We start from the raw sequence: 16,504 nt of genomic DNA on the forward strand, positions 1-16,504 counted from the left end.
ACAACCTAAATTTATGAGATTTAAAAATGTTTTGAAAGCTTGAAAACACAGGAAAACAGGGGTCGGTTTCCCGGATAAAAAATGGATACCTCGCTATCCAATCGGTACACCAGTAGCGCCCTGCATAGTGTGTAACCGTGTGGCGGTCGGCTGTGATCACCTCGATCACGTCAGGGCAGGCGTCTTCACGGGAGCTGTCCTGGCCGAACAATACGATGACACCACTCCACAGGACTTAACCGCGCACGCGGATAGGCTATTCGAGCGGTAAATACTTCCGCATGCGGCACGCGTGGACGAGGGGGCCAACGCAGTGAGCAGCGAAACCGAGCAAGTCCACGACCTCAAGGAGGTGACGATGCGGCGTATGTTTAGCGAGTACTTCATCTACATTGCTGTCCAGTCAATCCTGTTGATCTGTGGTGACACGGTGTACGTGCACGCCTACTCTGAGATGCAGCACCTTTTGGTCGGTAGCACCAAGGAAGAACCATCCCAAAGAACGAAACCCTGGTGAGTACTCGATATCGAAAACCGTGACCTAGTGGAGGAAGTCATTGCGATCAGCCTGCCACTGACGCCTGTGCGGGTGAAAGAGAATGCCAACGGACCAAAACAACCTACTGCTGGTAAAATCTTGGGATGAAAAATTGGATTGGCTAGGAAAGGAGGCAGATATGTCTTCATTGAATATCTATTGTGACGAAAGCACTCATCTGCCTAACGACCAGAAGCCTTTTATGGTTTTAGGTGCGATTACCTGTCCAACTGAGCGTTCACGGGAAGTGGCAGTTCAACTTCGTAAGATAAGAGCCAAACACCACATTCCAAGTGAATTTGAGATCAAATGGACTAAAGTTTCTCCTGCGAAAGTAGATTTCTACCTAGATGTTATTGACTATTTTTTCGATGACGACGACCTCAATTTTAGGGCGGTAATTGCGTCAAAACAGAATCTTGATCATGGTCGTTTTAACCAGACTCATGATGACTGGTATTACAAGATGATGTTTTATCTTCTCCGCAACGTCCTTCCCCCACAAGAACAGGCGTTCATATACCTAGACAAAAAGGATACGAACGGTAAGCAGAAGATTGACAAACTTCGAACCGTCATAGCGAACGCTGAGTATGACTTTGATCGACGTAACATTCGACGCTTGCAGATCGTAGAGTCCCACCATGTCGGATTGCTTCAGCTGGCTGATCTGATCATTGGTGCAATTAACTATGCGAACCGTGGCGAGGTTGGAAACCCTGCAAAAATGAGGCTTATTGAAAGGATTCGGGAGCGTTCTGGTTTAAGCCTGACTTGCACGACCCTTCTTTCTGAAATGAAGATGAACCTCTTTCACTGGAAGGCACAGGAATGACATCTTGCCCGCCTTTCCCTATTGAATCTGAATACGATCCAAATTCATCTTCTTGCGACGAATACATAGACCACATTTATCAAATCTTTTTGAAAGACTTAATCAAAAGCCCCCTATGTTGGAAAAACAAAAATACTCACGTAAGTCTTCGTAGAAACCCCGAGGTTGATGGCCGACATCGAGTGTTTTGGCATGTCATTTCTGGAGGCAGCAATACTGAAGAAAACCGCCAAATTGATTTCGAACGATGCCGAAGGATCCGCTGGATCCGCATTATAATCGAATTGTTCAACAACGACTTCCCAGCCGAAACTGACATCTGCTGGTGGATCGACCAAAAGCGTGCGCACCGTGACCGCTATGTCATTACGAGGTCAGAATTTGACTACATTGTCGTTATTGAAGAGTGCAATGGCTATGCTCTCCTCGTCACGGCCTACTATGTAGAATACGAACACCGAAGGCGAAAGCTGAGGCGTGAGCACGACGAATACTGGCGAAAGCAAGAGCCGCTCACTTAGTGAACGGCTCCAGATACTCCTTCAACACCTGGTTGATGAGCTACCTATAGTCTAGCAGGAGAACCGAATCGGTAGCTAATTGAATGGTTGCGTCTCACATCTTCATGTAGCAGTAACTCGGTAACCGTCCACATCCCAACGGCACTCCAGATGCTCATCGCGGCGCCTCCCACATGGCCGTCGTAACTTGCTCAACCGTCACTGAATTCTTGGGGACTTCGATGATGAGCTCGTTGTGAACATGCATGCCTGCCGGCCACCCCTTTGGCCTCCACAGCGTGAATGGCATGGGCCAACAAATCCCGCGCGGTTGCCCGGGCGACGTTTTCCACTGGTTTCGGTCCACGGGTCTCAATCGAATCCCAACGTTTAGCAGCGCTCTACCCTTGACAGCTAATGACTTGCACCCAAACCTGCCGATAGGCGATCTTAAGACCGTATACCTTGTGCCATCCACATGCTGTGGAGGTAAGTCGCTACGATTCCTCAATTCGTCGATAATCGATGCCTCCCCACCCAAATAGTCGACCACATACTATAACTCAGGCGATATTTTATTTTTCTTGCCGTTACAGGCCTCCACCAAGACGGATGTAAATCCCATTCCTGTTGCGACATCCCACGCATTTCGGATATTTCCAAGAGGAATCCATACTCGATGAAAATCATCGGTCGATAAATTTATCTCAGTGAGTCTCAACAGAACGCGGGTTACGGATCATCCTGACTGCATTCTTTACAGCTAGGAGATTTACACCGACAAAGGGATGGGAATCGAGACTTGAGGACTAGGCTCCGGCGCACCAGCTGACGTGATATCAATATCTTTCAATCGCATGTTGATTGCATAATCACGCTTCAGGCATCGCAAACCTTTCGGAGCATCACTCAATGCTCTGACCAAACTTTCATACTGTTGAAGATCGGGGGTCGCACTTCTTAGTAAGAAAATCTGCAGGACATTCTTCAAACCTCTCTTTAACTCTCCCACGTATTAAGTACTGCCTTCCGCAAATCCAACAATTGATTGCGAGATGCAGATACGATGACCGAATTCATTATTTCCTTAATTCTTTCGGAGACCTCACTGCTTCTACTCCGGCTTTTGCGATGGATCAGAGTTACAGCTCGCCATGTATATCCATATAATTCCGACGAGACTTTGCGCGCTAAACACACCTACCGGAATGAGCGGAGAAATGATCTCGCGATAGATTCCTTGAATAATGAAGAGTAAACTTGAATCTACATAAGCAACCGCTAAGCAAATGAGTGGGACTAAACCTGCTCGTTGAACCTGATACCAGGACGACTCCGACTCTGATGCCGCCTTCGCCCTGATTCCCGCCCACATATTCGGAGGCAACTTGTCAGTTCGCATCGCTCGCGCTAGACCAGCCAAGCAGGATGCGGCAACAAACGTTAAGAGTCTAGACCAAATGAGATGAGTCCATCCATCTCTCTCCTGTCAACTAGGCGCACCTTAGCGTAGGCTGGATGGACAGTTGTGAGCTTACCGAGCTGACGGAGTATTTATTGCTTCGACAACCTAAATCTATGAGATTCAAAAATGTTTTAAAAGCTTGAAAACACAGGGAAAACCAGAAGTCGGGATTCCGGATAAAAATGGAGCCACCTGTCGGACTCGAACCGACGACCGTCCGCTTACAAGGCGGGTGCTCTACCAACTGAGCTAAGGTGGCAACCCACATAGTGTGCCATGACTGAGGGCGCAAAGACGAATTAAAAATCGCAATGTGGCTCACACGCTACTGTTAGGCCCTCAAAACAGGCTGCACATCACGGCAAAAACGCTACGCTCCAGCAGCCCCCACAGCTACAAAGAAAGGGCGCGCACGCGACCACGTCACGCACGCGCCCTCACACTTCGAGTTCCAAAGCGCGATTACCCTAGGGGATCACATTGCCCTTACTTCGAAGCGGATGCCGTTCCCGCGGTAGCAAGCTGCTGCTGAATTACCGGGTACACACCATCAACCGTGGTCACGCCAAACTTCGAGAAGTCCAGAGCAGTCTTGTCATTGATGACAAACTCGGGAGTACCCAAGGAATTGGGACTGCGCCCCTCGTAGGTGGCATTTGCCCACGCCTGAGTGGTCTTAGTCAGGTATTCATCAACACCATTCTCGGGGAAGGAATTCACCACATCCTCGGGAATTCCAACCTGCGAGGCAATGGTCTTGACCTGCTTGGCTGACTTCGACAGGTCCTGAACAACGGAGCCGTTACCCGAGTTGTAGGCCTCGTTGAAGTAGGCAAGAAGTGCATTGTGGAACTTGCCCCAGGTCTGAGCATCGACCTTTTGCGCCGCGATCAAAGAAGCGGTGGTTGCGGCGTACTGATAAGGCGCCTTCACCGTATTCACTGGCTGGTACTTGATATTGAACTTGCCATCGAGAGCATCTTGAGTGGCTTGCTCACCGAAAGCAACGTCATAGGCTGCGCAGACGTGGCAGGAGTAATCAAAGTATTCCGTCAGCGTCGGAAGAGATTCGTCGACCTTGCCAATACCCAAGTGAGAAACCACAATCGGTGCGCCATCCCCGTAGGTACCGATAGTAGCGGTCGCAGCTTGGCTGTCCTGAGCCTTCTTGTGGTTCGACTGAATGATCACCGCAGCGATTGCTCCAATGATCACAACAAGAATCAGTGCGACCAATCCGATGATGATATTTCGGGTTCGACGATCCGCACGTGCCTGCTGCTCACGCAGTTGCTGAGCTTTCTCACGCACTTCCTGCGAGCGAGACGGCTTTGCCATTATCTGGGCCTTTCTGTTGATGTGCATCCAAGCCTAGCGAGCATTACCCGCCGACGCACAATACCAACACTGACGCTACGCATTTCATTCCGCAGGGACGCAGACGCAAGCGTCCACCGCAGAGGGTATGCGTTCACTCGGTCAGAAATTCCCCGCGAGAATAACACCGATAGCAAGTACACCAATCAGCCCGAGAATGACCTGCATCCACACTCGCGGCGTGCAGACCCGTACCGCTACGCTCAGGCCAGTGCGAAGCGGCCGCCCCGTTGGCATCACCCACATTCCCCACAGGGAAATCGTTGTCAGTACCCACGTCAGTAGAACCCAGGATGGATTCATTGCTAGCCAGGAATCAGACTGAATGGGTGTCTGTCCTGTCAGGACCAGAGGGAACCACGAAATGCCGGGGTTACCCAACCTAGTTGCGAAAAAGCCCGAGTGAATTGACCAGCCAATCTCTGCGTAGAAATCACGTGAGAAGAGAACCCATTGCCCCCACGCCAATGCCGTCCCCGGGAAAAGGCCAATTGCCGTCGACAGTATTGCTCCCAGTCCCGTAAAGGGAAGCATTCCCAGAGCTGCCCAGTTGTCACTGGAACGAACCTCTTGATTTCGGATCCGGCGGTTTTCTCGCCATCTGTATGCACCGCCCAGAGCCGCGAAAATAGCAGTGATCACGCCGACAAAGATGAGCCCGCTCATCCCCATATATATAGGTGCAAGAGCAAGCGCAGCCAGCGCGATAAGTCCAATGAAATTCGCAGTTTTCAGGTGCTGCCACTCGTAATGACGTTGTTCCGTCACGAACTCGACATTCGGAGGAATTGCCGCCTGACGGTATCCATCCTCTGCGGGAAGATAGCTTGTTCCCATTGACGAGGCCGTTGGAGCAACGGGAGACAAATAAGCAGTCTCCCCTCCCCCGCCTCTGCCTTCCCAGCCTCGAGGGTCAGTGGCGGTCTGGGGATAAACCTGCGTGGCCTCGGGATCAACATAGGAGGGATCCTCAGCAAAACCACTCTCCATTACGCGAGTTGCATCCGCGTCTGCGGGCTCAAGGAGCGAAGTATGCTCTTGGTCAGAGACAAAGCGCTCTTCGCCTTCATCGCGCTCATTCAAGCCGGCCACCACAGTGGGAGCCTGTGAGGAGGTTGCAGGTGCAAGAAGACGCGCCCAATTGAGGCCTTCCCACGCCATAGAGCCGCCATAGACCGCCATATCGCTCAGGCGGAATCTACCCCACTGCGCCAGCTCTCGAACAACCTGATCTGGGCTTGGACGCACATGAGCGTCTGGATGCAGCGCCATGCGCATGAGCGAAGCAACTCGCGGATCAAGTCCTCGCGTATCAGGTTCGCCTTTAAGGACTCGGTCCAAAATCCCTTCTGTTGCGCCTTCTCCGTAGGGTGGGCGTCCGGTGAGCGCAGTCAGCAGAGTTGCCGTCCAGCCCCACCAGTCCGTAGCCGCCGAGGCCCGTCCTCCCCTGAGCAATTCGGGTGCGGTATAGCCCGCGGTACCGGAAACGAGGCCGGTTTGGGTGAGCCGAGCCTCGTCCTGTCCCATCGCGATACCGAAGTCAATGAGTACAGGACCGCGGGGTGAACAAATAACATTGGAGGCTTTGACGTCGCGATGAATAATCCGGCGCGCATGAACATCTTCAAGGGTTTGAGCAAGAGCGCCGCCGATCGCGGCTACACCACCGATGTTCAATGCCCCTCTGGCAAGAAGTTCGGATAGAGTCGGGCCGGGGATGTACTCACTAACGACGAAGGGTTGGGTGGCATCGATCTCAATATCTAAGATGTGCGCAACCCCTCCACCGCGAATCGAGTTAACCGTCCGAGCTTCACGTAAGAGGCGCTCACGATAGTCCTCATCGGCAGCCAAGGCGGGGTGAAGGATTTTTAACGCAACGCGTTCTCCGGCCTCGTCACAGGCAAGCCACACGGTGGCAGCGCCTCCCGCGCCCAGGCGCTTGAGAAGGCGGTACCCACCAATCATGTCTTGCTCACGCATCACCCCAAGCCTAGCGAATGGTCGACGGATTTCAGGGCTCAAGTGCGCTGTCGACAACAAATAGGGCTGGAATTTGTGCGACAAGCGGTGCTATGGTGAGCGAGTGCGAACTTCACATCTGATGTGGGGCAAGCGCGGCGGCAGTGAAGACGCTGTCGTCTGGTCTCTACAAAGGATCGTCCGGCACGTACCGCCGGTGGAGGTTCAATATGGCAACTGTAACTTTCGACAAGGCGACCCGCATCTATCCCGGGTCTGATAAGCCAGCAGTCGATCAGCTCGATCTTGAGATCCAGGATGGTGAATTCCTGGTTCTCGTCGGTCCTTCCGGTTGTGGCAAGTCCACGTCCCTGCGAATGCTCGCAGGTCTTGAAGACGTGAACTCCGGCCGTATCTTCATTGGCGATAAGGACGTCACCGACGTACAGCCGAAGAACCGCGACATCGCAATGGTCTTCCAGAACTACGCTCTGTACCCGCACATGACTGTTCGCGAGAACATGGGCTTCGCACTGAAGATCGCAGGCACCCCCAAGGCTGAGATTGCTCAGCGCGTTGAGGAAGCAGCACGCATCCTCGACCTGGAGCCCTACTTGGATCGTAAGCCGAAGGCACTTTCCGGTGGTCAGCGTCAGCGTGTGGCCATGGGCCGTGCAATCGTCCGTAAGCCTCAGGTCTTCCTTATGGATGAGCCTCTGTCTAACTTGGACGCCAAGCTGCGTGTCCAGACCCGTACCCAGATTGCTTCGCTGCAGCGCGAGCTGGGCGTCACCACCGTGTACGTGACCCACGACCAGACCGAAGCTCTGACCATGGGTGACCGCATTGCGGTTCTGAACAACGGCCTGCTCCAGCAGGTTGGAACTCCTCAGGAAATGTACGAGCACCCGGCCAACGAATTCGTTGCGGGCTTCATCGGCTCCCCCGCCATGAACCTGGGCAAGTTCAAGGTCGAGGGCAACGTTGCAAAGCTCGGCACCGCAGAGGTTCCGCTGTCACAGGCAACCTTGGATGCCATGGTTCCCGAAGACGAAGGCAAGATCACGATCGGCTTCCGTCCAGAGGGCCTCGAGGTTGTTTCTGAGGACACCGAGAACACCATTCCGATCGAAGTTGAATTCGTTGAGGAACTGGGTTCGGACGCCTACATCTACGGTCACCTTGCAGGCGCAGACTCCGGCCACGGCCTGGGTTCGGGCAACGAAGGAAAGGGCGAGCAGCTGATCGTCCGCGTTCCTCCGCGTACCGCTCCGAAGCCCGGCGGCGTGATCCACACTCGCATCAAGGCTGGACAGCAGCACAACTTCTCTGCATCCACCGGCGATCGTCTGCCCGAGTGATCAAGGTTTCTGATCACTAATACGGCTCATACGGGGCCCGCAACCACACGGTTGCGGGCCCCGTGCCCTATCGCGCAATGAATGAGACAATAGAGCCATGCCCATTCCCTCAACGCTTGAGATCACGGCAGCAACGGTTGACCCGGCACTGCTGGATTTGCCTTGGGACCTTCCCCTTGAAGACTGGCCTACGGAAATCCTTGCCGCACTTCCCCGCGGCATTTCACGCCACGTCGTTCGCTTCGTCAATCTTTCCGACAGGGTAATCGCAGTCAAAGAGATCGGGGAAAACATCGCGTACAAAGAGTACGAACTCCTTCGCGACCTCTCACGAATGGGAGCTCCCTCGGTGATCCCCACAGCAGTCGTCAGCGGCCGACGGGATGCCTTTGGTGAGGAGCTCGCAGCCGTATTGGTGACTGAACACCTGCAGTTCTCCCTTCCCTACCGTGCAGTCTTCTCGCAGCATATGTCCCCCGACACCGCGGGACGCTTAATTGACGCTTTGGCCGTCCTCCTTGTTCGCCTCCATCTTCTGGGCTTCTATTGGGGCGATGTTTCACTGTCAAACACCCTGTTCAGGCGTGATGCCGGATCATTTTCCGCCTACCTCGTCGACGCAGAAACCGGTGAAATTCACCCTTCACTCACCGAAGGGCAACGTCTATACGACGTCGATCTTGCACGCACCAACATCATCGGCGAGCTCATGGACTTGCAGGCCGGTTCTTTCTTCCCCAGCGAAGAAGACCCCATCGCAGTCGGCGACCGTATTCGTTCACGCTACCTTGAGCTCTGGAATGAACTCACGGGCCCTGAAGTCATTGAAACCAACCAAAAATGGCGTGTTGCTCAGCGCATCCGCCGCCTCAATGACCTGGGCTTCGAAGTCGGAGAACTCCAGATGTCCTCGGATCTTGATGGCACCCACATGATCATCACTCCGAAGGTTGTCGACGCAGGACATCATCATCGAAAGCTCATGCGCTTGACCGGTATGGATGTCGGCGAAAATCAGTCACAGCGAATGCTCAACGACATCGAAACCTACCGTGCGATGACCGGGAAGAACAAGATCCCCCTGGAAATCGTTGCGCACGAATGGATGAACGAAGTCTTCGAACCCGTCATCAGCGCTGTCCCCGCAGAACTTGCTGCAAAGCTTGAACCCGCACAGATTTTCCACGAATTCCTTGAACACCGCTGGTATTTGGCCGAAGAAGCCGGGCGCGATATCCCTCAAGATGAGGCGATTGAGTCTTACGTGAAGAGCATTCTTCCGACCAAACGTGACGAAGCGATGCTACTGGACCCGGCGCTGATGACCCAACCTGACGGAGGCGCGGCCTCGGAGATGGAAACGCTCACCGAAGAAGAGGGTTTTAGCCGCCAAGAAGAGCGCGCGGGAATTGACGGAATGCATGGGAAAGCTGATGAGACCGACGAGAATCCCGGTCGTCCAAAGATGCAATTCGTCCCGGGGATTGGATTAATTCCCGTCGACGATTACTTCTAGACCCGACCGAGATGGCTACCGGCACCTGTTGCGAAGAAATGAAGGATACACAATGAGCGAATTCCCAAAGATCATTGCCCATCGCGGCGCATCGACCCTTGCACCCGAGAATACGATCGCAGCCTTCGCCAAGGCCTCGGAAATTGGCGCACGCTGGTGCGAATGCGATGTGGGCGTCATGGCTGATGGGACGCTGCTGGTGATCCACGATGACACGGTCGACCGCACAACGAATTCTTCAGGCTCTTGGGATTCCTGGGGCTACGGAGAACTGCGCCGACTTGATGCGGGTGCGTGGTTTTCTCCGACCTACCGTTTTGAACGCATTCCTGAGCTGGCCGATGTGGTGTCTTTTGCGAATGCGACGCAGACATCCTTCAATATTGAGCTGAAGCCGCGAGCCGAGGGAAAACGCCGCGATACATTGGTTGAAAACCTTCAGGTCGCACTGCAGTCCTTCAAAAATGAGGGCGGCCTGCTGATTTCTTCCTTCGACCACGAGCTGCTCGGCGCTGTCCGCCGGGCAATGCCCGAGCTGCCGCTGGCCTGGCTGTGCCATCGCGATGAGGTCACTGGTGGCTCCTGGCGTCAGGCTGCCGATCTTGGGTGCAGCGCCATCCATCCCGCTTGGGAAGGGCTGACCGAGGCCGAGGTCAGCGAGATGCTCAGCGCGGGCTTCGAAGTGAATGCCTGGACCGTCAATTCCCTTGAGGATGCGCGCACGGCCGCAAAATGGGGCGTCAACGGGATCTTTACCGACCGCGTACAAGATTTTCCCGCCGAGGCCCTAGCTCACGCTTAAGAGTGCTGAATCACCCACGCCCACATGGCGATTGCCGCGGCGTGGCCCACGTTCATTGAGCGAGTCGAACCCCGCTGCGTGATGTGGAGGATCTCACCGCACTGCGCGCGCATTTCTTCACTCAACCCACTGGATTCTTCCCCGAATATCAGGCATGCCTGAGCGGGGAGCTGATAACCTTCCAGCGGAATTGAGCCCGGCACATTGTCAATGCCGACCAGCGACAATCCCCGCTGACGCACCGAATCAGCGAATTCCGTGACATCACTGTGGTGAACAACGTCCAGGTATCGGTCCGTGACCATCGCACCACGTCGATTCCATCGTCGCCTTCCAACAATATGTACGCGGCTAACTCCCAGAGCATTCGCGCTACGGACGATTGAGCCGATATTGAAGTCGTGTCCCAAATTTTCGATGGCGATCTCAAAGGGAAGTGCGTGGGCAGCGATATCGGCGATGATCGCCTCCATTTTCCAATAGCGGTAGCGGTCCTCGACATTTCGCCGATCACCATCGGCAAGGAGCTGAGGATCATAGACATCATCGCTCGGCCAGTTTTCGGGGCCGCCGGGCCAGGGGCCAACGCCCACTTCTGGCTGAGAGTTTGTGTCCATCATCGCCTTCTTCCTACCGAATGAACCCGCAAACAGATACATTAGATGCATGACGAATTCACTTTCCACCGCACTGTCGGATATGCCCCCAATTAGCGCATGGCTGTCAGATATGGACGGTGTTCTTGTAAAAGAGAATCGCGCTCTTCCCGGTGCTCAGGACTTCATCTCAGCGTTGGAAGAAAATGGGATCCCTTTCCTGGTCCTCACGAACAATTCGATCTTCACAAACCGTGACCTTTCTGCTCGGCTTGCGAACTCGGGCCTCAAGGTCCCCGAGGAACACATTTGGACCTCTGCCAATGCGACTGCCTCGTTCCTCTCTCAGCAGTCCCCCAACTCCACGGCGTATGTCATCGGCGAGGCGGGGCTGACGACGGCCCTCCACACCGCGGGCTACGTGATGACCGACCAAGACCCCGAATACGTCGTTCTTGGAGAGACTCGCTTCTATGACTTTTACGCACTCACCACTGCAATCCGCCTGATCGAACGCGGTGCAAAGTTTATTGCAACCAACCCGGATGTTTCGGGCCCTTCCGATGAGGGAACCCTACCTGCAGCAGGCTCCATCGCAGCAATGATCCAGGCAGCGACCGGCAAGGCTCCCTATTTCGTCGGTAAGCCGAACCCCGTTATGATTCGCGCCGGCCTCAACAAGATCGGTGCCCACTCCGAACAAGCTGCAATGGTTGGCGACCGCATGGATACGGATGTTCGCGCAGGTGTCGAGGCAGGCATGAGGACCTTCTTGGTGCTCTCGGGTTCAACGCACTCAGATGACGTGGCGAACTTCCCCTACCGTCCCTTCCGTATCTACAACGGAATTGGTGACCTGATCCGTTACGTCCAGCCCACATCCAACTGAATGGGAACAATGATCACTCACGATCCTCAGCTCCTTGCCCTTCGTACGCTCACTGCACCGATACTGGACACCGAAGAACCACTGACGCACCTCAATGAGATTTCTTTGAGCGCTCAAGGTGCAGCCGTGTGCGGTCACGTCCTCATTGACCTTCTTGAGGAAAACGACCTCGCAATCGGTGACTACGAAGTGGTGATCGCACCCGAATGTGACGGCGCACTTGCTGCCGCAATGATTCACGCAGCAGGAGGGCGAGGGCTGGATCTGGATGCCGCACTTCTCCGTCCGGCTCAGGCGACGGCCTCGGACACTCCTTTCAATGGCGCACCCATCCACGGGCGCCCGGCGGTCCTTCTAGCGAACTCTTCTTTGGTCGACACCGCTGTGCTTCATGAAGCTGTTAAAGGCGCGGGCGCCACGGTGGTCGGAGTTGTTTCCCTTCTCCCCGACCCTTCGACCCGGGATTTCGCAAGCGAAGCCGGACTCACCTACTGCGTGCCATCGCTTGCTGATTGATCACCAAAATGGTCATCATTACGTGACGTATGACATATAATTATGCGTACTCAATCCGTGAAGACAACGAGGTCTGCCCATGGTACGCCGCAACCGCAGTACTGCATCTGTATCTATTAACCCGCGCTCCGCGCAGAACATGTCGACCCGACCGGCTGACTTTTCTGCGACCAAGCAACGCCTGAGCCCCTTCAAGGTATTTGGAGCTGTGGGCGCACTGATATCGATCATCACCTGTCTGCTCATCCAGCTGCCGGGCCTCGATGCCTCGGGAACCAGAATGTTTGGGATCTTCTTGGCGGCAATTCTCTTGTGGGTCACCGAGGCCGTCCCGCTTGCGGGTACCGCGGTCCTGGTGATTTTCCTTGAGGTCCTCTTCATCTCTGACCATGCTCTTTTGAGCATCCCCGAAAAAGCCCCCGCCTACACAAAGTTCTTTGGAGCTCTAGCCAACCCAGTCATCATCCTCTTCTTGGGCGGGTTCATGGTTGCCGACGGAGCTGCGAAGTACAAGGTCGACCGCGCTCTCTCCGCAGTGCTGCTGAAACCATTCATTGGCAAGCCGCGACTGACCGTCATGGGCGTCATGCTCATCACCGCAATCATGAGCATGTTCATGTCAAACACCGCAACGACGGCGACCATGTTTGCCGTCATGATGCCGGTCATCATGGCCCTTCCCGAAGGTAAGGCACGAACAGGTATCGCCTTATCGATCCCGGTTGCTGCGAATGTTGGAGGCATGGGAACACCTGTTGGCACTCCCCCGAACGCCATCGCCCTGGGCGCCTTGGAAAACGCGGGTATTAAAGTCACCTTCTTCCAATGGATGCTGGCAGCCGTCCCGCTCATGTTGGTTCTTCTGGTACTGTCATGGGCATTCATCGCGTGGCGCTACATTCCGTCCAACGCAAAGTTTGACATTGACACCTCTGCACAATTTGAGAAGTCAAAGAGCGCCATCATTTTCTACGCGGTCGCAGGCCTGACGATCCTTCTGTGGATGACCGAATCTCTGCATCACATCTCCTCCAATATCGTTGGCTTCCTCCCCGTCGTCATTCTGCTCATGACCAAGGTGATGAGCGGTGATGACCTGCGCGCATTGGATTGGCCTGTTCTGTGGCTCGTTGCCGGAGGCATCGCGCTCGGTTCCGGTGTCAGCGCGACCGGCTTGGACAAATGGATGCTCGGTTCAATCCAGTGGGCCTCGATCCCAGGTGCGCTGCTCATTCTGGTTCTGGCTCTGGTCGGATGGGTCACCTCAAACGTCATCTCCCACTCGGCTTCGGCGAACCTTCTGGTCCCCATGGGTATGGGCCTAGCATCCACGGTATCGACAGGTGCCGCAGAGATCGCTATGGTCATTGCCCTCGGCTGCTCGCTGGGCATGTGCCTACCGATTTCGACCCCTCCGAACGCGATTGCCTACTCAACAGGAACCACCCCGACAAAGGAAATGGCCATCGTTGGCATCATCGTCGGCGTTGTCGGCATCATCCTTCTGTCCTTCGTCGCACCTTTAACTTGGGGTGCGATAGGGGTGATGTAGGTGTCTTTCCCCCCAGCCGAGGCCTCTTCCGCGAGCGCACCTGGGCTTGCGCACGGGTGGACGCAAGGCCCTGCGCAAGGAGATGCTCAGATTCTTGAACGAACCGATGTCCGCAGTGGTGGGCACCGGGTGGGCTATCACATTCATGTCCTAGTAGTTGGGGATAATTCCCGCCAAATTGCCGCTCCTCTCACGCGCGATCTCACGCAGTCTTTCCCAAACCTCTGCTTTGATCGCATCCAGGATCTCAACGATCTGGGCGTCTTCCTCGAGGACCTAGGGGATGATGACCATGTGGTCTTGGGAGTTGCAACCAGCGAGGTCCCCAATGTCGATGCCCTGATTGAATCTGCGCGCGCCTCCTCTCTCATGGCGTCGACACAGTGGATGCTCGTGAGCGACCAAGAAATTCATACCGACCTCGCGGTATGTACGGAATCGGGACATTTAGCCTCGGTCGTGCGCTCCCCGTGGACAGTCCCCTTACTGTCCGGCCAGGCGTATTCAACCATGCGCCGTTACCTCGAGGAATGTGGGTACTGCGGAGGAGAGATCCTCACTCTCATCCAGGGCGCGCCTTCTTTCGCGGTTCAAGGGCCTATCCTTGAAGGCCTAGATCTCAATGAGGCTCAGGTTGTTCGCGAGTTACTTGAAGGTGTCGAGAGGGTCCTGGGGCCTCGGCCTCGGATCATTCTCCCAAGGGGAACTCACCTGCTGACGCAGGGCCACAGAGTCGAAGCGGTTCACCTGGTCCTCGAGGGGACGGTTTCGCTCCACCGCGACTCACGCCACGGCGAGGTCCTTGCCCACCTTGCGACCTCGGGCCCGCTCATTGGTCTTATTTCGCTTGCACGAGGCGAGAATGCTTTTTTTACCGCTTTGACGACAAGCGAAGCAACGGTGGTGCGTCTGACCACCGAACAGCTTCAGATCGCCTTGACGGAAGATCCATCAATTTCGACGGTTTTAACTGCGTTGGCAATTCGTTCACTGACGCGACGTCTCATGCGAGCCGAGGACCTTCATGTTGAAAATGCGATGTTGGCTGAAGACTTGGAGCGTCAAAAAGAAGAACTGGCGGCTACCTTGGAAGACCTGCGTGCAACGCGCGCAAAGCTTGTCGAAGGCGCGCGTTTTGCCATGCTCGGCGAACTCAGCGCTGGAATTGCCCACGAACTCAATAATCCCGTCACCGCCCTTTTGAGGGCGGCCGGGCATCTTCGCGAAGATACCGAGGACGTGGTTAGTTCACCCGAACCGGAGGCATGTCTCAAGGCGCTCAATTCTGCGATGGACCTTCCGCCCCTTTCAACCGCTCGCGAAAGGGAATTACAAAAGGAATTCTTGCCAATCCTTCACGATCGCAGCGTTATTCGGCAGCTGATCCGCGCGGGGCTGAGCGAGCGCGAGCAGGCGCAAAAGCTCGCAGATGATCCCAAGCAGCTGCTTGCCTTCCAGACAGGAGCTCGATTAGGAAGCTCCCTACGATCAGTCCTGGCATCTGGTGAGCGCATCATCGCACTCACGCAGTCATTAAAGGGCTACGCGCGCCCTGATGCCGATGAGCGCAAAGAGGTCGATGTTCGGCGCGGGATCGATGATGTACTGCGATTAACCTCGCACCGGGTTCACGGGATTGATGTCGTCTGCGAATACGAGGATGTGGAGCCGGTCCTCGCCCACCCCAGCAAATTGCAGCAGGTCTGGACCAATCTCATTGTGAACGCGGCTGAAGCAATCGAGGACGAGGCCGCAGACCTCAAGGCGCGCGCAGAGGCCAGTCCGGCCTCGGGAATTCACCTTCCCGCGCGCGGCCATGACGAAGCGCGAATTACCATCCGAGTAGCAATGGATGGAGATCAGGTCGAGGTCCAAATCAGTGATAACGGCCCCGGTATTGCACCCGAGGTTTTGGACCGTATTATGGAACCACATTTCACAACGAAGGCTGGCCGCGTGCGCTTCGGCTTGGGAATGGGCATGTCCATCGTCCACTCGATCATCGCTGATTTGGATGGGCGACTACTCATTGACTCTCACCCGGGATCCACTACGATACGGATCCTTATTCCAGCACACCATGTACACGAGGAGGAATCATGACGCTGACCATTTTGTCCCTCGAAGACGAGGCCGATATTCGTCAGGCGCTAGAACGTGACCTTGAGGAATTCGACGGTCGCGTCCGTTTGGAATTGGCAGAAGACGCCTCCGATGCGTGGAGCGTTATCGACGAAATCAACTCGGACGGGGATGAGCTCGCCCTGGTCCTCTCCGATCATCGCCTACCGGGAAAGTCGGGTGTCGATTTCCTTGTTGAGCTGACAGCAGACCCACGGTTTAGTTCGACTCGCACGGTGTTGGTCACGGGACAGGCCGATCAAAGCGACACCATCAAGGCGCTGAACCAAGCCGGTTTGGATTACTACATTGCCAAGCCTTGGGATCCACAAACGCTTCGAAACGTTGTCCGAGAGCAGCTCACTGACTATGTGCTTGAGACCGGAATCGACCCTCTTCCCTACATGCCCATACTCGACGCAGTTCGAATCATGGAATCGATTCGGTAGCGAAATAAACTGAAGTGCCCCGGTT

14 protein-coding genes and 1 tRNA gene are annotated in these 16,504 nt (G+C 55.0%); 10 read left to right on the top strand and 5 right to left on the bottom strand.

The genetic code is table 11. The annotated features are described in order from the left end of the window. Nucleotides 1-313 precede the first annotated feature (313 nt). A complete protein-coding gene (locus QZR18_RS00505) occupies nt 314-517 on the top strand; it encodes a hypothetical protein (protein WP_178706773.1) in 204 nt (67 codons plus the stop codon). A 160-nt stretch (nt 518-677) separates the two neighbouring features. Further along, the gene (locus QZR18_RS00510; RefSeq protein WP_178706776.1) at nt 678-1,373 is read left to right on the top strand and encodes a DUF3800 domain-containing protein; all 696 of its coding nucleotides are present in this window, start codon (nt 678-680) and stop codon (nt 1,371-1,373) included. 113 nt (nt 1,374-1,486) lie between these two features. On the opposite strand, the gene QZR18_RS00515 is transcribed toward QZR18_RS00510, so the two are convergent. The 4 genes from QZR18_RS00515 to QZR18_RS00530 all read right to left on the bottom strand — a co-directional run bounded on the left by QZR18_RS00515 (nt 1,487) and on the right by QZR18_RS00530 (nt 6,698). Then, nucleotides 1,487-1,723: a hypothetical protein gene (locus tag QZR18_RS00515; protein WP_178706779.1), complete on the bottom strand. Its 237-nt coding sequence runs from the start codon at nt 1,721-1,723 to the stop codon at nt 1,487-1,489. 1,798 nt (nt 1,724-3,521) lie between these two features. Continuing rightward, a tRNA-Thr gene (locus QZR18_RS00520) sits at nt 3,522-3,597 on the bottom strand. Nucleotides 3,598-3,824: 227 nt separating this feature from the next. Continuing rightward, nucleotides 3,825-4,676, bottom strand: a complete 852-nt coding sequence (locus tag QZR18_RS00525; protein WP_295910001.1) for a thioredoxin domain-containing protein — start codon at nt 4,674-4,676, stop codon at nt 3,825-3,827. A 141-nt stretch (nt 4,677-4,817) separates the two neighbouring features. Next, nucleotides 4,818-6,698 (bottom strand): serine/threonine-protein kinase, encoded by a 1,881-nt coding sequence (locus QZR18_RS00530; RefSeq protein ID WP_178706785.1) that lies wholly within the window; start codon nt 6,696-6,698, stop codon nt 4,818-4,820. Nucleotides 6,699-6,907: 209 nt separating this feature from the next. Here QZR18_RS00530 and ugpC point away from each other — a divergent pair, with 209 nt between their 5' ends. The 3 genes from ugpC to QZR18_RS00545 all read left to right on the top strand — a co-directional run bounded on the left by ugpC (nt 6,908) and on the right by QZR18_RS00545 (nt 10,356). Then, nucleotides 6,908-8,038, top strand: a complete 1,131-nt coding sequence (gene ugpC / locus QZR18_RS00535) for an ABC transporter ATP-binding protein (RefSeq protein ID WP_048713871.1) — start codon at nt 6,908-6,910, stop codon at nt 8,036-8,038. A 97-nt stretch (nt 8,039-8,135) separates the two neighbouring features. After that, entirely contained in the window at nt 8,136-9,554 is a 1,419-nt protein-coding gene (locus tag QZR18_RS00540; protein ID WP_178706788.1) for a DUF4032 domain-containing protein, read from the top strand. Between the two features lie 52 nt (nt 9,555-9,606). Next, on the top strand, nt 9,607-10,356 hold the full coding sequence (locus tag QZR18_RS00545) for a glycerophosphodiester phosphodiesterase family protein (protein ID WP_178706791.1): 750 nt from the start codon (nt 9,607-9,609) through the stop codon (nt 10,354-10,356). Here the strand turns inward: QZR18_RS00545 and QZR18_RS00550 are convergent. Next, nucleotides 10,353-10,976, bottom strand: a complete 624-nt coding sequence (locus QZR18_RS00550; protein WP_178706794.1) for an RNA methyltransferase — start codon at nt 10,974-10,976, stop codon at nt 10,353-10,355. The two genes, QZR18_RS00545 and QZR18_RS00550, sit on opposite strands and share 4 nt — an antisense overlap. A gap of 46 nt (nt 10,977-11,022) precedes the next feature. Between QZR18_RS00550 and QZR18_RS00555 the strand changes: the two genes are divergently transcribed. From QZR18_RS00555 to QZR18_RS00575, 5 genes are all read left to right on the top strand, one after another. Further along, nucleotides 11,023-11,841, top strand: coding sequence for an HAD-IIA family hydrolase (locus QZR18_RS00555; protein WP_178706797.1), 819 nt, complete (start codon nt 11,023-11,025; stop codon nt 11,839-11,841). A gap of 9 nt (nt 11,842-11,850) precedes the next feature. Continuing rightward, nucleotides 11,851-12,357, top strand: a complete 507-nt coding sequence (locus QZR18_RS00560) for a hypothetical protein (protein WP_295910005.1) — start codon at nt 11,851-11,853, stop codon at nt 12,355-12,357. A 139-nt stretch (nt 12,358-12,496) separates the two neighbouring features. Continuing rightward, nucleotides 12,497-13,909, top strand: a complete 1,413-nt coding sequence (locus QZR18_RS00565) for a DASS family sodium-coupled anion symporter (RefSeq protein ID WP_178706823.1) — start codon at nt 12,497-12,499, stop codon at nt 13,907-13,909. Further along, a complete protein-coding gene (locus QZR18_RS00570; RefSeq protein ID WP_178706803.1) occupies nt 13,910-16,012 on the top strand; it encodes a sensor histidine kinase in 2,103 nt (700 codons plus the stop codon). It begins immediately after the preceding gene. After that, a complete protein-coding gene (locus QZR18_RS00575; protein ID WP_178706806.1) occupies nt 16,009-16,479 on the top strand; it encodes a response regulator in 471 nt (156 codons plus the stop codon). Before QZR18_RS00570 ends, QZR18_RS00575 begins: the two co-directional genes overlap by 4 nt. The last annotated feature ends 25 nt before the right edge of the window (nt 16,480-16,504 follow it).

It is taken from the genome of uncultured Actinomyces sp. (assembly GCA_900541895.1).
Classification (GTDB): Bacteria; Actinomycetota; Actinomycetes; order Actinomycetales; family Actinomycetaceae; genus Pauljensenia.

Bases quoted from the DNA above. Each gene is read 5' to 3' on its own strand.
- QZR18_RS00575 (WP_178706806.1), top strand. From the start codon at position 16,009: ATGACGCTGACCATTTTGTCCCTCGAAGACGAGGCCGATATTCGTCAG.
- QZR18_RS00565 (WP_178706823.1), top strand. From the start codon at position 12,497: ATGTCGACCCGACCGGCTGACTTTTCTGCGACCAAGCAACGCCTGAGC.
- ugpC (WP_048713871.1), top strand. From the start codon at position 6,908: ATGGCAACTGTAACTTTCGACAAGGCGACCCGCATCTATCCCGGGTCT.
- QZR18_RS00550 (WP_178706794.1), bottom strand. From the start codon at position 10,976: ATGATGGACACAAACTCTCAGCCAGAAGTGGGCGTTGGCCCCTGGCCC.
- QZR18_RS00560 (WP_295910005.1), top strand. From the start codon at position 11,851: ATGATCACTCACGATCCTCAGCTCCTTGCCCTTCGTACGCTCACTGCA.
- QZR18_RS00540 (WP_178706788.1), top strand. From the start codon at position 8,136: ATGCCCATTCCCTCAACGCTTGAGATCACGGCAGCAACGGTTGACCCG.
- QZR18_RS00545 (WP_178706791.1), top strand. From the start codon at position 9,607: ATGAGCGAATTCCCAAAGATCATTGCCCATCGCGGCGCATCGACCCTT.
- QZR18_RS00530 (WP_178706785.1), bottom strand. From the start codon at position 6,698: ATGCGTGAGCAAGACATGATTGGTGGGTACCGCCTTCTCAAGCGCCTG.
- QZR18_RS00525 (WP_295910001.1), bottom strand. From the start codon at position 4,676: ATGGCAAAGCCGTCTCGCTCGCAGGAAGTGCGTGAGAAAGCTCAGCAA.
- QZR18_RS00555 (WP_178706797.1), top strand. From the start codon at position 11,023: ATGACGAATTCACTTTCCACCGCACTGTCGGATATGCCCCCAATTAGC.
- QZR18_RS00510 (WP_178706776.1), top strand. From the start codon at position 678: ATGTCTTCATTGAATATCTATTGTGACGAAAGCACTCATCTGCCTAAC.